The organism is Sulfitobacter dubius, assembly GCF_027214245.1.
In the GTDB taxonomy this organism is placed as follows: Bacteria; Pseudomonadota; Alphaproteobacteria; order Rhodobacterales; family Rhodobacteraceae; genus Sulfitobacter; species Sulfitobacter dubius_A.
In genome coordinates this window covers 33,128-48,515 of the sequence record NZ_JAPWHM010000012.1, presented here as the reverse complement: position 1 = coordinate 48,515, position 15,388 = coordinate 33,128, and the positions used below count along the sequence as shown (strand labels likewise).

18 protein-coding genes and 1 pseudogene are annotated in these 15,388 nt (G+C 58.5%); 9 read left to right on the top strand and 10 right to left on the bottom strand.

Annotated elements, in window-relative coordinates:
• Positions 1-186: 186 nt before the first annotated feature.
• From O4H31_RS18745 to O4H31_RS18730, 4 genes and pseudogenes are all read right to left on the bottom strand, one after another.
• The gene (locus tag O4H31_RS18745) at positions 187-363 is read right to left on the bottom strand and encodes a hypothetical protein (RefSeq protein ID WP_269348051.1); all 177 of its coding nucleotides are present in this window, start codon (positions 361-363) and stop codon (positions 187-189) included.
• Positions 364-561: 198 nt separating this feature from the next.
• Positions 562-1,275, bottom strand: a complete 714-nt coding sequence (locus O4H31_RS18740) for an IS6 family transposase (RefSeq protein ID WP_259985885.1) — start codon at positions 1,273-1,275, stop codon at positions 562-564.
• 64 nt (positions 1,276-1,339) lie between these two features.
• Positions 1,340-1,543, bottom strand: a pseudogene (locus O4H31_RS18735) (SMC-Scp complex subunit ScpB); the annotation flags it as partial.
• A gap of 46 nt (positions 1,544-1,589) precedes the next feature.
• Positions 1,590-2,300 (bottom strand): IS6 family transposase, encoded by a 711-nt coding sequence (locus tag O4H31_RS18730; RefSeq protein WP_269348050.1) that lies wholly within the window; start codon positions 2,298-2,300, stop codon positions 1,590-1,592.
• Between the two features lie 248 nt (positions 2,301-2,548).
• On the opposite strand from O4H31_RS18730, the gene O4H31_RS19665 reads away from it, so the two are divergent.
• Positions 2,549-2,857, top strand: coding sequence for a nucleotidyltransferase domain-containing protein (locus O4H31_RS19665; RefSeq protein ID WP_331283706.1), 309 nt, complete (start codon positions 2,549-2,551; stop codon positions 2,855-2,857).
• Here O4H31_RS19665 and O4H31_RS18720 read toward each other — a convergent pair.
• Positions 2,834-3,259: a LysR substrate-binding domain-containing protein gene (locus O4H31_RS18720; RefSeq protein WP_269348049.1), complete on the bottom strand. Its 426-nt coding sequence runs from the start codon at positions 3,257-3,259 to the stop codon at positions 2,834-2,836. The genes O4H31_RS19665 and O4H31_RS18720 overlap by 24 nt on opposite strands.
• A gap of 181 nt (positions 3,260-3,440) precedes the next feature.
• Here O4H31_RS18720 and O4H31_RS18715 point away from each other — a divergent pair, with 181 nt between their 5' ends.
• Genes O4H31_RS18715 through O4H31_RS18685 form a run of 7 tightly spaced genes read left to right on the top strand, consistent with a single transcriptional unit; the run spans position 3,441 to position 9,299 of the window.
• Positions 3,441-4,388, top strand: a complete 948-nt coding sequence (locus tag O4H31_RS18715) for a MurR/RpiR family transcriptional regulator (protein WP_269348048.1) — start codon at positions 3,441-3,443, stop codon at positions 4,386-4,388.
• Positions 4,378-5,163, top strand: coding sequence for an ABC transporter substrate-binding protein (locus tag O4H31_RS18710; protein ID WP_269348047.1), 786 nt, complete (start codon positions 4,378-4,380; stop codon positions 5,161-5,163). Before O4H31_RS18715 ends, O4H31_RS18710 begins: the two co-directional genes overlap by 11 nt.
• A gap of 30 nt (positions 5,164-5,193) precedes the next feature.
• A complete protein-coding gene (locus O4H31_RS18705; protein WP_269348046.1) occupies positions 5,194-5,901 on the top strand; it encodes an ABC transporter permease in 708 nt (235 codons plus the stop codon).
• 1 nt (position 5,902) lies between these two features.
• Positions 5,903-6,637, top strand: coding sequence for an ABC transporter permease (locus O4H31_RS18700; RefSeq protein ID WP_269348045.1), 735 nt, complete (start codon positions 5,903-5,905; stop codon positions 6,635-6,637).
• Positions 6,634-7,392: an ABC transporter ATP-binding protein gene (locus O4H31_RS18695; protein ID WP_269348044.1), complete on the top strand. Its 759-nt coding sequence runs from the start codon at positions 6,634-6,636 to the stop codon at positions 7,390-7,392. The genes O4H31_RS18700 and O4H31_RS18695 overlap by 4 nt, the downstream gene beginning before the upstream one ends.
• 30 nt (positions 7,393-7,422) lie before the next feature.
• On the top strand, positions 7,423-8,571 hold the full coding sequence (menC, locus tag O4H31_RS18690; RefSeq protein WP_269348043.1) for an o-succinylbenzoate synthase: 1,149 nt from the start codon (positions 7,423-7,425) through the stop codon (positions 8,569-8,571).
• Positions 8,568-9,299 (top strand): GNAT family N-acetyltransferase, encoded by a 732-nt coding sequence (locus tag O4H31_RS18685; RefSeq protein WP_269348042.1) that lies wholly within the window; start codon positions 8,568-8,570, stop codon positions 9,297-9,299. Before menC ends, O4H31_RS18685 begins: the two co-directional genes overlap by 4 nt.
• A gap of 88 nt (positions 9,300-9,387) precedes the next feature.
• Here O4H31_RS18685 and O4H31_RS18680 read toward each other — a convergent pair whose 3' ends face one another.
• The 5 genes from O4H31_RS18680 to O4H31_RS18660 form a co-directional block, all read right to left on the bottom strand.
• Positions 9,388-9,675 carry a hypothetical protein gene (locus O4H31_RS18680; protein WP_269348041.1) on the bottom strand — a complete coding sequence of 96 codons (288 nt, stop codon included), beginning with the start codon at positions 9,673-9,675 and terminating at the stop codon, positions 9,388-9,390.
• 190 nt (positions 9,676-9,865) lie between these two features.
• Complete coding sequence (locus O4H31_RS18675; protein WP_269348040.1) at positions 9,866-10,558, bottom strand: hypothetical protein; 693 nt, start codon at positions 10,556-10,558, stop codon at positions 9,866-9,868.
• A 115-nt stretch (positions 10,559-10,673) separates the two neighbouring features.
• Positions 10,674-12,239 (bottom strand): acyl-CoA synthetase, encoded by a 1,566-nt coding sequence (locus tag O4H31_RS18670; protein WP_269348039.1) that lies wholly within the window; start codon positions 12,237-12,239, stop codon positions 10,674-10,676.
• Positions 12,239-13,408, bottom strand: a complete 1,170-nt coding sequence (locus O4H31_RS18665; RefSeq protein WP_269348038.1) for an acetyl-CoA acetyltransferase — start codon at positions 13,406-13,408, stop codon at positions 12,239-12,241. The genes O4H31_RS18670 and O4H31_RS18665 overlap by 1 nt, the downstream gene beginning before the upstream one ends.
• 2 nt (positions 13,409-13,410) lie before the next feature.
• Positions 13,411-14,226 (bottom strand): IclR family transcriptional regulator, encoded by an 816-nt coding sequence (locus O4H31_RS18660; protein ID WP_259986423.1) that lies wholly within the window; start codon positions 14,224-14,226, stop codon positions 13,411-13,413.
• Between the two features lie 134 nt (positions 14,227-14,360).
• Here O4H31_RS18660 and O4H31_RS18655 point away from each other — a divergent pair, with 134 nt between their 5' ends.
• On the top strand, positions 14,361-15,365 hold the full coding sequence (locus O4H31_RS18655; protein ID WP_269348037.1) for a DctP family TRAP transporter solute-binding subunit: 1,005 nt from the start codon (positions 14,361-14,363) through the stop codon (positions 15,363-15,365).
• The last annotated feature ends 23 nt before the right edge of the window (positions 15,366-15,388 follow it).

Below are 15,388 nucleotides of genomic sequence, written 5' to 3'. Positions count from 1 at the left end.
GTTTTCTAACAAGAGTCGCACTTGGGGGTAGCGCGCGCCCCAGCTACAGAAAGATCGCTTATAGTATGAATTATGTGTTATTTTCTTTATCGTCCGCTAGCGCCTTCCATCGCGATTTCGGACACCGGCGGCATCCGACCGGGTGCCGACCATGTCAAATTGTCACATCTGGCTATATCGATCCGCTCATCCAAAACGAGCAACCTGTGCAGAAAGACGATCGGTCGCAGCGACATACTCTGCGGCGATCCTATCTATCAGATTGGATGCTGGCACGACCTTCTTTACTGCGCCGATGCCTTGGCCGGCGCCCCAGATGTCTGTCCATCGCTTGGGCCTATCTGCACCGGTATCGAAGTTCATATCCGCTGCTCCCGTCTGCGTTAGGTTGTCGGGGTCGAGCCCCGCGGCGATAAGTGACGGCTTGAGGTAGTTCCCCCAAACCCCGGTGAACTGGTCTGAGTAAATGATATCGGACGCACCGCATTCCGTAATCATCTGCTTGTAGGGGTCCGTTGCATTAACGCCGCTTCGGCGCAGTAAGAGCAGGAACTGCGATCATCAAGCGGCTTCCGGGAAGAGTTTGGCGACGAAGTCGATCTCGTTTTCAACTCCGGTCCTGCAGCTTACGAACTGACCCTTGCGGATGGTGCGGAAGGTTTCGATCCCGGCGAGCGCGGCCTTTGCGCCAGCCATGGTCTGGAAGCCACGCATCGGTCGCAGCCGCTGTTTTATTGCAGCATGATCGCTCTCAATCCGGTTGTTCAGGTACTTACGATCGACATGGCGGATTGTGTGCTCTGGCCCGAGCCGGTCGTTGATCTCGCCGATCACCTTGGCGTAGCTGTGCGCCTTGTCAGTGACGATGGTCAGGGGCTGATACAGGCGAACGGTCTCTCGGGCTTGCCGCAGAAACGCCCTTGCAGCCTTGGCATTTCGCCGCGCCGTCAGCCGAAAATCGATCAACTGGCCGAGCTGATCGACGGCGCGCCAAAGATAACACCAGCGACCACCGACGCGGATGTAGGTCTCATCGACATGCCATTGCAGCCCTCGCCAGGAACGATGGCCACCATAGGCCCGTTTGCGGATCTCGGGGCCGAACTTCCTGACCCAGCGGTGGATCGTGGAGGCATCGACCGTCACCCCGCGCTCGGCCAGCAAATCGCGGACGTCGCGGCACGACAGCGGGTAGCGACAGTACCAGCGCACCGCTAGAAGGATGATCTCCCGAGGGAAACGATGCCGCTTGAACGGATTCTTGCGCTGTGCCATCGGACCCCCCATCATTACCAACCCAAGGAACTTGCGGTGGTCGGGCAGTTAATGCAACGGACCCCACAAAGGTGTATGGCGCGCCCCGCTGCGGGCTTCGTGGGCCCGTTCCAATCAAATCGCGCGCATGCAAACGGCCAATTAAATCGCGGCTGATCTCTTTCCCAAAAATATCCTTCAGTCTGTCACGTGTGATCTGCTGATGGTAAGCAATGGCCGCCAGCACCGCGACGTCGAATTCATTCAAGTCGAGCAGTTGGTCCGGGATCGTCAAGTTGTTGCCGTATGTTAAGAAATTGGCGGTTTACTCCAGTTCAAGCCGCGATCTCACTGGCGCATCCAGCCCATTCACAAAATGCGTCAGCTCGTTTCTGGCGGAAAGTTGTTGCGGTCATTGTATGGCGACGAGGGCGGAACAGGTTCGCGGTTTCATCATGGACAGCCAGAAACCTCTGCGCTTGGCGGGCGGATTTGAACCGGCCCTGGATCTTCTCTCGTTTCCGTGTCGGCCTGTGCGACCCTTCGATGCGATTGTTCAGCCCTTTGTGCGCTCGATGGTCCACGGCCAACCCAAGCTTGCGTAGGGCGGCACTGTAGCTACGCAACTTGTCGGTTATGATGACACGCGGCATGCCCCAGCGGGCGATCAGCCTGGAGATAAACCGCTTGGCAGCACGGGCATTTCGGCGGGTTTGCACCAGAATATCGAGTATTTCACCGTTGCTGTCGACGGCGCGCCAAAGCCAATGTTTCTTGCCCCGGATCGTGATCACCACTTCGTCCAAATGCCATTTGTCGGTGGGTTGTCTGCGTGCCGCTCGGACACGCTTCGCTATCTGCGCCCCAAATTTTCCGACCCATGCCCGGATGGTTTCATAGATTACAGTGACACCGCGCTCGGCAAGGAGGTCCTCAACGTCCCGCAAGCTGAGCGCAAAGCGATGGTATGCCCAAACAGCGTAGGAAACGATGGACCGTGGGAAGCGGTAGCCTTTTAAGCGGGGTTGGGAGGTTTGGCTGATCATCGGCACTTGCTACAATCAGTCAGCTGGCTGGGCAACAACTTGACGATCGCAAATGATGTGCTCGCAAAGATCGAAGCACCTGTTGAGAGCCAAGCATTAGCTCACGCATAATATTTCTCAGTGCTTCGCCAGGCTTTGATGAAAAGACGAGGATGCTGATGGTTGAAGCAGGTAAGACCCAGCAAATCATCAATGCGGTTGATGCTAGCGCTCTCACATGATGTCGTCAAATCGGGAGGGCCAAGGTTATGTGTAAATCGGCCGATATCATCCAGCGCAGAGCCGCCAGCCGCCATGAGGCGGCGTTATCGGCGTGGTTTTTGATCAAGTCGGAACTTGCAGCTACAGGTCTGGATGCGAAACTGTTTGGCTCCCTAGCCAAGGGGAACTTTAGAAGCCATTCCGATATCGATCTAATGGTCAGATTGGGGGACAGCGGGATGTCCAGATCCGCTGTCGAGCGTATCGTCAACGAGGCATCAGGTGATATCCCGGTTGATCTGTTTTTCGAAGAAGACCTCACGCAGTCAGACCTAGAGTCTTTCGTTGGTATCTGAATTTCTTTCGCCACTCAGTTTGTAGATGCGGTACCGGTCGGCCTCAAGTGACGCGATTTCCGAGCAAGAAACCGACGACGATGTGTAAGCTCGCCGAATACGATTAATCTCTGTCATCGGCGAGGGGGCTACTAGCCAAGGGTCAGTTGATCGACAAACCTGTTTCAGAGCAGGTTCCGATTTCTGCGCCAGTGCGATGAACGAACGCTGATCAAAATCCCCCGGCTCAAGCAGGATTTTCTGTTCCAACTCATAGCCGAGGGGAAGCACGCCCAACATCGGCGCAGAGAACAGAGCGCGGCGCACTACGGCAGGGTGATCTTTGTCCAATGCAGCAAACCCAAGGTCGAATTGCCGTGAGCAAAGGTGGCGCAGCACCGTATGGGAGCTTTTTGTGTGCAAATCAGCAGGCTGCTGATTCGAAAGTCTCGGATGTTTTGAATAACGCGGGAAATCTCCACCCTCCCGACAAAGGCCCCTCAATCAAACGTTGACCCACACAAATCCGCCCCCAAACCACGACCTCAATGAGCGATACATATCATTATTGACATAATGAAAGATTACTTTCATTCTTTCCGTAATGAGAATTTCGGAGGCCCCGTTGCACACCTCAATCAGAGCTCAACTAGAAGGTGTCTTCGAAGAAGGGACCAAAGCAGACCGCCTTTTGGCCCGCTACATGCTGGATTCTTGGGGAGGCTTGCCTTTTGAAACCGCCGCAAGCATCGCGCGGTCGGTAAAGGTGAGCGAAGCCACCGTCGGGCGGTTCTGCCGTTCCATCGGCTATGATAGCTTTCGCGACCTGAAGGATCACCTCAAGCACGATATGGGTGACGACCCTTGGTTGATGTCTGAACGGCTTCAAGAAATGCGTAAGGGTGGCAATGTAGACAGTGCTCAGCTCAATCACGGCCTGCAGCTTGAGATTGCGGCACTCGTCGGCATCTACGAATTGGCAGGCAGTGCCGAATGGCACCAAGAGGCGGAACGCTTGGCGAAGACCGCGCATGTCTTCGTCGCCGGTTTTCAGACGGAACGCGGCCTTGCTCAGTATTTCGCCAACCAGATGCAATATATCCGCGACGGGGTTACGTTGCTTGACCTCGCAGGCGGGAACTTTGCCGAAGTCCTGCTGACCGACCGCCCTGCCCACCTCGTGATTTTCGAGGCGCGGCGCTATTCGGTCTTGGCCAAAAGCCTCGCCGAAGAGGCCCGCGCGGCGGGGGTGACGGTCACACTTATTACAGATGTCTTTTGTGACTGGGGCCATGAGGTGGCGGATCTGGTGTTCGCGGTGCCCACGCAGTTCAACCAATTCTGGGATTCGACAGCCCAGATGGCGAGCCTGTCCAACCTGCTGATCCACAGCGTCTTTCTACAGCTTGGGTCCGAGGTAGAGGGCAGGCTTAACCGGATTGCCGATCTCTATGGTCGCTTTACCGGCCATGTCGACCGCCCTGCGCGACAGGGCGCCAAACGGAGAAACGACACAGAAAAACCCAACAGGAGTGAACACGATGACACCTAAACTCAAACTGGCCACGGCGCTTTCTACGCTGGCCTTTGCCACCAGCCTTTCTACCGGCGCCTTTGCCGAGACTTTGCGCTTGGGCACGGAAGGCGCCTACCCTCCGTTCAACTACATTGAAGCGGACGGCAAGATCGCCGGTTTCGATGTCGAGATCGGTCAGGAACTTTGCAAGCGGATCGGCGAGGAGTGCGAAGTCGTCGCACAGGATTGGGATGGGATCATTCCGGGTCTGTTGGCGAACAAATACGACTTCATCATCGCGTCGATGTTCATCACTGAAGAGCGTAAGAAGCAGGTGGATTTCACCGACCCTTACTACCTCGCCGCGATGACCAATGTCGTGCCGAAAGGGTCTGACATCACTGAATTCACCAATGAAGCCCTTGCCGATAAGGTCATCGGCGCACAGTCCGGCACCACGCAGGCCGACTATATCGAGACGACTTACCCCGATGCGGATGTGCGGCTTTATCCAACGCAGGATGAGGTCAACCTCGACATGGCCAGCGGACGGATCGACATGCAGGTGGGTGACATGCTGCCGATGCTGGACTGGACAACCAAGACCGAAGACGGCGCCTGCTGCGAATTGGCTGGCGATCCGATCACCGATCCGGCCTTTGTCGGTGAAGGCGTGGGCATCGCGCTGCGTCAGGAGGACGACGAGTTGCGTGGAAAGCTGAACGCCGCCTTGGCCGAGATGCGCGCTGATGGGACTTATAAAACCATCAACGACAAGTATTTCGACATCGACGTCTACACGATGAAATGATGACAGCCTCCCCCCAATCGGAAGCCTTTTATGTTTGAGTTGCTCTCTTACGGCGATGCCGGCTGGGGGGATGAAATCTTCGCGGGTTTGGCGATCACGATGCAGCTTGCCATCGTGACGCTTCCCGTGGGTCTGCTGATCGGTTTTGTCGCGGCCTTTGCCTCCATGTCCCGCCACGCGGGGTTGCGGGCCATTGGCTTTGGCTACACCACGATCATGCGGGGCCTGCCGGAAATCCTGACGCTCTTTGTGGTTTACAACGGCGTTGGGCTATTGCTGAACAAACTGGCCGTCTGGTGGAATCCGGGCGGCACCAATATCGAATTCAGCCCCTTTGCCGCCGGGGTGACAGCGCTTGCCATGGTCTTTGGCGCCTTTGCGGGCGAGGTGCTGCGCGGCGCGTTCCAATCGCTCGACGAAGGGCAGATGGAAGCGGGACGCGCCATTGGCATGTCACCGGGCAAAATCTTCTTTCGCATCCGTCTGCCACAGGTCTGGCGCTTTGCGCTGCCCGGTCTTGGAAACCTATGGATCAACATGCTCAAAGACACGGCGCTGGTGTCGATCATCGCGCTGGACGACCTGATGCGCATGACCAAAGTCGCCGTTGGCGTGACCAAGCAGCCCTTCACTTTCTACCTGCTGGCCTGCCTGATCTACTGGGTGCTCTGCGTCCTGTCGGAAGTGGTCTTGGCCCATATGGAACGCCGCGCCAATCGCGGCATTCGGAGGGTCTGAGATGAACCCGTTTGACATCATGGTGGAATATTGGCCGCGCCTGCTTGATGGCACTTTGATGACCCTCAAGCTCACCTTTCTGGGGGCGTTGATCGCCGCCCTCTTTTCCCCCGGCCTTGCCCTGATCCGCGCCAATACCGGCCCCGTCGCCCAGGCGCCTCTGCGGCTCTATATCTCCTTTATGCGGGGTACGCCGATCTTGGGGCAATTGTTCTTGATCTACTACGGCTCCGGCCAATTCCGCCCGTTTTTGCAGGAATGGGGGCTGTGGAGTTTTTTCCGCGACCCGTTCAACTGTGCCCTATTGGCCTTCGCGCTGAACTCGACGGCCTATCAGACAGAAATCCTGCGCGGCGGGATCATGGGCGTGGCGCGCGGTGAGATTGAGGCGGCCAAGGCCATCGGCATGACGCGTCCGCAAATCCTGCGCCGCGTGACCTTCCCCCATGCCTACCGCATCGCATGGCCAGCGCTTGGCAATGAGATCATCCTGCTAATGAAGGCCAGCGCGCTGGCCAGCGTTGTCACCGTCTTCGACATCATGGGCCGTACGCGGCAGATCTTCTCACGCACTTTCGACTTCTCGATCTATCTCTGGGCGGCGCTGATCTACCTCTGCATCACCGCGATCTTCGTGTTGCTCTGGCGACAGGGCGAGACACGCCTGAGCCGCCACATCGGGCCGCGCAGCACGGGCCGCTCCATACTCTCTCCCCCGGAAGGACCAAAGCCATGAGCGAGGCCGACATCATCCTGAAAGCCGAGGATATCTGTAAATCCTTCGGCGCAGTGGAGGTGCTTAAGGGCATCTCACTTGAGGCGCGGGAAGGCGATGTGATCTCGATCCTCGGCTCATCCGGCTCCGGCAAAAGCACCTTTCTGCGCTGTCTGAATTTCCTTGAGACCCCCACCTCTGGCACGGTCACAGTGCATGGTGAGGAAATACAGGTGCGCGATGGCAAGCCGCTGAGTGCGCGTCATATCGAAACGGTGCGCAGCCGCTTGGGCATGGTGTTTCAACAGTTCAATCTGTGGAGCCACCGCACCGCCTTGGAAAACGTGATGGAAGGCCCGGTGCAGGTCAAAGGCACGCCAAAGCCCAAAGCCCGCGCCGCCGCCCAAGCGCTCTTGGAGCGGGTGGGCCTGCAAGACCGGATGGACATGTACCCTTCCCAGCTTTCCGGGGGCCAACAGCAGCGCGTGGCCATTGCGCGGGCGCTGGCGATGGAGCCGGATGCGATCCTCTTCGATGAGCCGACCAGCGCGCTTGATCCCGAACTGGTGGGCGAAGTGCTGAAGGTCATGCAGTCGCTCGCCGCCGAAGGGCGCACGATGATCGTTGTCACCCATGAGATGGCCTTTGCCCGCGATGTCTCCTCCAACGTGGTGTTCCTGCACGAGGGCCGCATCGCCGAGCGCGGGACGCCCGAGCAGATGTTCACCAACCCGCAAACCGAAGTTTTTCAGCGTTTCATCGCCAATGTGAAGTAGCGCCCTGCCCTTTTGATCCAGCGAGTTTCCATGTCACAGCACAATACAAACCCCGCATTTACCGGCCGCGGCATCCTGATCGAAGCGGCTGAGCTGCATATCGTCAGCCTGCCGCTCATCACCCCTTTTGTGATCTCCAACCAGACATTGACCGACAAGACTTTCCCGCTTTTGGTGCTTAAGGGCGAGGGGATTGAAGGCATCGCCGAAGCGGTGATGGACCAAATTCCCGACTACCTCGAAGAGACAATCCCCGCCGCAATGGCCTTCCTGCGCGATGTCCTGCTGCCCCGGATCGTCGGCAAGCGGTTCGCCTCGCCCTATGAGTTGGAGCCGATCCTCGCCCCATGGCGCGGCAACCGGATGGCCAAAGCCGTCGTGGAAATGGCGTTTTGGGATCTCTGGTCAAAGAGCCTCGGACTTCCGCTCAAGGCGGCGCTTGGCGGGGTGCGCGATGCGGTGGATGTGGGTGTGAGTATTGGCATCGGTAGCGTTGAGGTCACACTCGAACGGATCGCCGAGGCGCAGGCAGCGGGCTATAAACGCACCAAATTGAAGATCGCCAAGGGCCATGACGTGGCACTGCTCGACGCCGTGCGTGCGCGCTACCCCGACATCAAGCTGACGGTCGACGCCAATACCGATTACGGGCTTGAAGACCTCGCCTTACTGCGCCGGTTCGACGAATTCGACCTCGACTATATCGAACAGCCGCTCGCCTTCGACGACATCCACGACCACGCACAGGTGCAAGCGGCGCTGAAAACGGCGATCTGTCTTGATGAGAGCATCCGCAACGCTGTCGATGCCCGCAAGGCACTTGAGATGCGGGCGGCGCGGGTCATCAATATCAAGGTGGGCCGTGCCGGCGGTTTTGCCGCTGCCCGCGCGATCCATGACGTCAGCGCCGCCTTCGGAGCGCCGGTCTGGTGTGGTGGCATGCTGGAGGCCGGGATTGGTCGGGCGCATAACATCCATCTCGCCACGCTCGCAAATTTCACCAAACCGGGGGACACCTCCAGCGCCAGCCGCTATTTCAAACGCGACATCGTGAACGAACCGCTTGAGGCCGCCTATGGCGAAATGCCGGTGCCAAAAAATGGCGGGGGGATCGGGGTCACGCTGGATCGGGACTACATGAAGACCGTCACCAGCCATTTCGAGATGATCTGCCCATGACTGCCGTGAAGACCGAGGTTGAACTGCGTGAACTTGACGGCGTGGCCGAACTCAAACGCGCTGAGGATTTCCAGCGCGCCGTTTGGGGGGCGGATGACCCGGCGGATAATTCCGACCTGATGCTTGCGATCCAACACGAAGGCGGATTGGTCGCAGGAGCCTTTGTCGAAGGGCGGATGCTCGGGTTTCTCTTTGGGTTTCCGACCAAGGATCCGCAGGTGCAGCATTCCCACCGCCTCGCCGTCCACCCCGACAGCCGGGGGATGGGGCTGGGCGCACGACTGAAATGGTATCAACGCGACTGGTGTCTGGCGCGCGGTATCACCTCGGTCCGTTGGACCTTCGACCCTCTGCGCCGCATCAACGCCAACCTCAACATCGCGCGGCTTGGTGCGACGGCGAACACCTATTTGCTAGATTACTATGGCAAAATGGAGGGCATCAACGCAGGTGTCGCGTCGGACCGTATCGTAGCGGATTGGACTTTGGGTTCTAAGCGAGTGACAGGCCTCGCCAAAGGATCGAACGGCGAGAGTGAAGATACAACCGTGGCTCTCCACATAAAAATCCCTGAAAACATCGGCGACCTGCTTTCAAACAATCTCGATCAGGCGCTTTCCGAAAGAAAACGCGTGCGCGATGAGATGACGACCGCTTTCAATAAGGGCTGCTGGATCACCGGGTTCAACTCAGCGATCAACGCCTATGAGCTCAGCGGGCGCACTTAGGCTGGCGTGCGCCGATCATGGAGGGCAAGAATGGCATTAGGTACCAGACCGCTAATCAGTTCCTAAGCAGCCCAAACCCGCGCGACGTTTACGCCAAAACTCCGGAAAACGTACCCGAGGCAAAGATACCAAACTTAACTGTCCCCGACATCTCCTGCACATCGTGCTTACCTTTGAACGCAAGTTTCATCGGCATGGGCCGCTCGATTTTTGTGGCCCATTCGATCGTGTCAGAGTTGAGCTTCAGATCGTTCATCGGGCCTGAACCGTTTTTCGCGCGCATCTCTCCGACAAGTGGGGAACACTCTGCGTCGATATTAAGTGTGGCATCGAAGGTGCCGGTGGGGGACGTAATCGCAATTTTCCAAACTTGCATGGGCGCGCCTTTTACCTTCTTACGAAACGTTGTTGTAACGCAGAGTTGTATTTAGAGACAGAACGCGAGGACCTGCACGAGGTGACCTCGCGTCAGACTGAACTAAAGGACGTCGCGCTCCTTTCGGGCCGCGAGTTTTCACGGTCAATTCAGTCTACCACCGCCAATTTTTAACATTTCTGATCATCCTTCACGTCGGAGAAAGAAGCAAAAGGACTTCGAAGGTCACACACACCCGGTTCTTACCGGTGATCATAACCCCAGAGATAGGCGAGCCCGCAAAGCCTACTGCAATCGCACTTTCTGGCTCGGCATCGGTCAAAAGAACCTCTGTCGCAATATCTCTCAGCGCGGTCTCACCTTCCAGCTGGGCGCCAACCAGACTTCCGAGGCCCTTGACGACAGCTACGGGCAATCCCGCCTTGCCTGCACATTTCGCGATGCCTTCTTCGATAATCTCATTTGGCCGGATCGCTCCGAGCACTGCGTTTGGAGCGCCAACCGGCGTCGTGCGAACCGGACGAAACAAGGTGAACCCCGTCTCGGCATCCGGCGCAGTTTCGAACATCGCCCCTTCCATCACCCAGATGTCGACCGTGTGATCGGTCGACAGGAAAGTTTTCTCCGCCAATAGGTGCCCGGCATGGCGGGTTCCGTTCTCCTCAGACCAGAGCCCGTGGACATGCGCGAATACTTCTCCGTCGCGGCGACCCAAATGCGCACCAGCCTTTCGGATCGTGGCATCCTGCAACACCGTTTCGCTGCTGTACCACGCGACATGGTGATCATCCAAAGCGGGCGCGGGCCGGACGAAGGTCAGCGTCTTGGTGGGCACATCTGACAAATCAAACCACGCACCCGCGCCGCCAACGGCATCGGTCATAGCTTGCAAAAGTGGCAACCCTGCCGTCAACTTGACCCGGCGATGTGTTGCCTGGCAGGGTATCGCGACAACCCGTTCTGCCGAGACCGGGCCGGGATGCTGCACCATCGGCACGTCAGACACCCGCAAGCTCTCCGCGGGCGACCAATTCTGCTCGGATCAGCTTCTTGGTGATCTTACCATAGCCGGACTTGGGCAAAGCGTCCCAAAACACAACGGATTTTGGCATCTTATAGCGCGGCACCTTGGCCCCCAACCACTCTAGCAAATCTGCGGCCTCTGGCGTGTCACCCTGCGCCACACAGACCGCGATCCCGACCTCGCCCCATGTCGGATCAGGCATTCCCAGCACCGCGCATTCGCTGATTGCGGGGTGCTGCAGAATTTTCTCTTCGATCTCGCGAGGGTAGATGTTGGAGCCGCCCGAAATATACATGTCAGACGCCCGATCTGTGAGATAGAGGAACCCCTCAGCGTCCATATGACCCAGATCGCCGGTCAGGAACCAGCCATCGCGGAACGCCTTGGCATTTGCCTCAGGGTTGTTGTGATAGCCCGCAAAGACGGCGGGACCGATGACCGCAACTTCGCCAGTCTCACCGGGCGCGAGTTCTTGCCCTTCGGCGTCCTGCACCTGAACCTGCATCCCGGTCCGCGCAAAGCCGCATGTGCCGATCCGCATCGCCGCATCATCGGCAGAGTGGTGCGCAGGGGGCAGAACCGTGATGTTGCCGGTCACTTCACCCAAGCCGAAATACTGCACCAGAACCGGGCCCAGAACCTCAATCGCGCGGATCTGATCGGCGCGGTACATCGGTGCGCCAGCGTAGATCATATAACGTAGGCTGGAATGATCGTGCTCGTGCACGGAAGGATGCTCGATCAACATCTTCACGATTGTCGGCACCGTGAAGGCATTCGTGACACGCCATTTAGCGATTAACCGCCAGACCTCGGCAGGGTCGAACTTTGCCCCGCCGGGGAGAATGGTTTTCACCCCATGCGCCACTTGGGTCAGTTGATGGATGCCCGCGCCGTGGGACAAGGGTGCTACGACGATAGAGGCATCATCCGGCCCCGTCCCCGGCATCAGGTCGCAAAGGTGGTTGGTGATGACAAAAGCCAACTGGCCGTGGGTCAGAACGGCAGCCTTAGGCTTCCCCGTCGTGCCGGACGTAAAGAAAAACCACGCAGGATCGTCGCGGTCTACCGTAACGACGGGGACCGGTACATCCGCATATGCCATGACGAGCGTCTCGTAGTCATCCTCTCCGGTACCGCCAATTGAGACGGTGAAGGCGACAACGTCACATGCCGCGATATGCTCGGCAAATTCAGCTCCCGCTAACAATCCTTTGGCACCCGAAGACGCGGCGAGCCAAGCAACTTCCTCCGGCGTCTGACGAAAGTTTGCGGGCACCCAAATGCAACCGAGCTTCCAGCAGGCGAAGGCCGCCTCGAACATTTGATTGCAATTGGCCGATTGCACCAACAGGCGATCCCCTTTGCGCAGCCCATAGCGGTCGCGCAGCGCAGCGGCAAAGGCGGTCGCACGGGTCTCCAACTCAGACCAGTTCCAAGTTTCCTCTCCCCAAACAAGGCCGATGTCTTCAGGGTAACGCCGCGCAGACTCGGTCAGAAACTGCGAAAGGTTCATAACGCGGGTAGAAACAGGCTGCATCACGCCACCCGCTCAAGGATCGACGCATAAGATGCCACCGCCGCCCCACCCATATTGAACACCCCGGCAAGCTTTGCGTCGGCAATCTGCATGCCACCAGCTTCGCCCATCAGTTGCATCGCGGCCATGACATGCATCGACACGCCCGTGGCCCCAATCGGGTGCCCCTTGGACTTCAGCCCCCCTGACGGGTTCACCGGCAGCCGTCCGTCTTTGGCGGTCCAACCTTCGCGAATGGCGCGGCTCCCCTGCCCCGGTTCGGTCAGCCCCATCGCCTCGTATTCCAACAATTCTGCGACGGTGAAACAGTCATGGGTCTCTACAAGGCTCAGGTCGTCCAGCGTTACGCCGCTCGCCGCGAAAGCCTGCTCCCACGCCCGCCGCGCGCCGTCAAACCGGGTGATGTCGCGGCGCGACAGGGCCAGCGGTTCATTGGTATGACTGCGGGCCCGGAAGCGGATCGCGCGCTGCAAATGGGCGGCAACGTCGGGAGCGGCCAACACCATTGCAGCCGCGCCATCTGACACCAGCGAACAATCCGTGCGCCGTAATGGGCCCGCAACGAGAGGGTTTTTGTCAGACACGGTATTGCAAAAGGCCACATCAAAATCCCGCTGCATATGGGCGAAAGGGTTCTGCATGCCGTTGTGGTGGTTCTTGGCAGCGATCATCGCCAAGGCCTCGGATTGGTCGCCGTAGCGCTGGAAGTAGCTACCTGCAATCTGCCCAAACAACCCGGCGAAACCGCCGCGCACATCAGCCTCTTCGCGCCGGTAAGAGGCACCGAGCAGGATATCACCTACCTCCACCCCCGGTGTGGCGGTCATCTTCTCAGCGCCCACCACGAGGGCGATCTTGCCCCGCCCACTGGCAATATAATCCATTGCCCCATGTAGCGCAGCAGACCCCGTTGCGCAGGCGTTCTCAAAGCGCGTCGCGGGTACGCGGGCCAGGGCTTCATTCCCCATGCCCACCAGCGCACCTTGGAAATCTTGATCTGAAAACCCGTTGTTGAACACCCCGACAAAGACGCCATCGACATCCTCAGCCGTCACAGCTGCATGCTCTAATGCCGGACCTGTAACCTCGGCCATGAGCGCTTCTGTGTCTGGGGCTTCGCTTTTGCCAAAGGCGCTATGGGCCCAGCCCACGATATAGGGGTCCGTCATTCTTAGTCCTCCTGTAGAGCTGGCTGCGGCAGTCTTCGCGCCAACCGAATTTCAATTTCCCGCGCCTCGCGCTTTAACAAAGCCGCCAGCTCAGTGTCGCGCGGCGGGAGCATTCGACTTTCAATCGCTGCAATTGACATGGCCCCGGCAACGGACCCGTCGGGGCGGCGCAGCGCGACGCCAACACCCCAACTGCCCGGCACGATCCGCCCGGGGTTCAATGCAAACCCCCGCTCCCGTGTCGTCGCCACATCGCTGCGCAAGAGTTCCGCGTCATAATCCGGGTAATCCGCAGCCATTCTCTCGGCATTGTCCTTCAACACCATTTCGACCTCGGCATCCGGCAGAGCGCTTAGCATAGCGAGCGAGCCTGCACCGATCCCAAGCGGATGCTGGGCCCCGGTTTCGAGCGCATGTGTGCGGATCGGAAAGGCCCCGTCTTCACGGTGCAGACAAACGGCGGCAGAACCGCGGCGCATATTGACGAAAGCCGTGTCGCCGCTCACTTCGGCAAGCCGCACAGCCGCATCCGCGGCAATCTCCAGCAGCCCATGGCGCGGAGTTGCCAAAGTCCCCAGGACATAGCTCTCTTCTCCCAGAAAATAGAGCCGGGTGGCGCTGTCCTGCTCGACCAGTCCGCGCCGGATCAATGCAAGCATCAGACGGCGCACCGTGGGCTTGCCCAGACCAGACGCAGCAATCAATTCCGACAGCGCTACGCCCCGCCCAGCACCGCGCCCGGTGATCTGCAACAGCGCCAAAGCGCGGTCCACCGCTTGGCTGCCGCTGGCGGGGGTCATGTGATCGCCACCGTTCATAATATGGACCTCTTTCAGCAATTTTGCAGGCTTCACAACAAAGATCTGCGCATTCTATCCATGATTGCAAGAAATATCTTGCTCGAAGCGTCGAACTCTGTTCCACATTATGGTTCAATGAGGGAGGAACTATTATGATGATGATTTCAAAGACCGCCTGGGCCGCGATTTTAGCCACCACAATATTGTCCGGCGCCGCGAGCGCTGAAACCTTGCGCCTGTCGCATAACACCGGCGACACCACGACTTGGCACAAGGGTGCCGAGAAATTTGGTGAGCTCTTGTCCGAGAAAACAGACGGAGCCTATGACGTCCGCGTATTCCCCAATGCGCAATTGTCAGGCGGCGACCAAATGAAGCAGGCCGAGATGGTGGGCCGCGGGGCACTTGATGTCGTTGTCACTTCGGCAATCAATGTGACGCCCTTGGTGCCGGAGATGGCTGTTTTCTCGCTACCCTATCTTTACGCCAACTACGATCAAGTAGACGCAACCACCCAAGGCGAGCCGGCAAAGTTGCTTGAGGACATTCTGCGCGAAAAGGGCATCGAAGTGCTGGCTTGGGGTGAGAACGGGTTTCGCGAAGTCACCAACAACGTCCGCCCGATCAAGACCCCCGAGGATATGAAGGGCCTCAACATGCGCGTCGCCGGGCCGATGTACATCGATGTGATGAACGCCCTCGGTGCCAATCCCCAACAGATGCAATGGGGCGAGACAATGACCGCCCTTCAACAGGGAGTTGTCGACGGGCAAGAAAACCCGATCGGGGCCGTGATCATTCCCCAGCAAGTCTTTGAGGTACAAAAGCATCTGACTGCTTGGCACTACTCCTATGACCCGATCTTCCTCGGCGTCTCAAGCGCGGTTTGGGGTGATCTGGATGCGGACACCCAAGACCAGATGCGTGCGGCAGCGACCGAGGCGATGGAATATCAGCGCGAGATCACCCGTAAAGGCACCGCCGAGGGCGTCGCCTTCCTGCGCGACAAAGGCATGGAGGTCTATGAGCCATCCGAAGACGAACTGACCGCCTTCCGCGAAGCGACCAAGCCAGCGTTTGACACTTGGGCTGCCAAGGTCGGCACCGAAATCGTCGGGAGCTTCCAAGACGCCATAGCCGCGACACCCGCGAACTAAGGCCACGGCACGGCCCTGTTCAG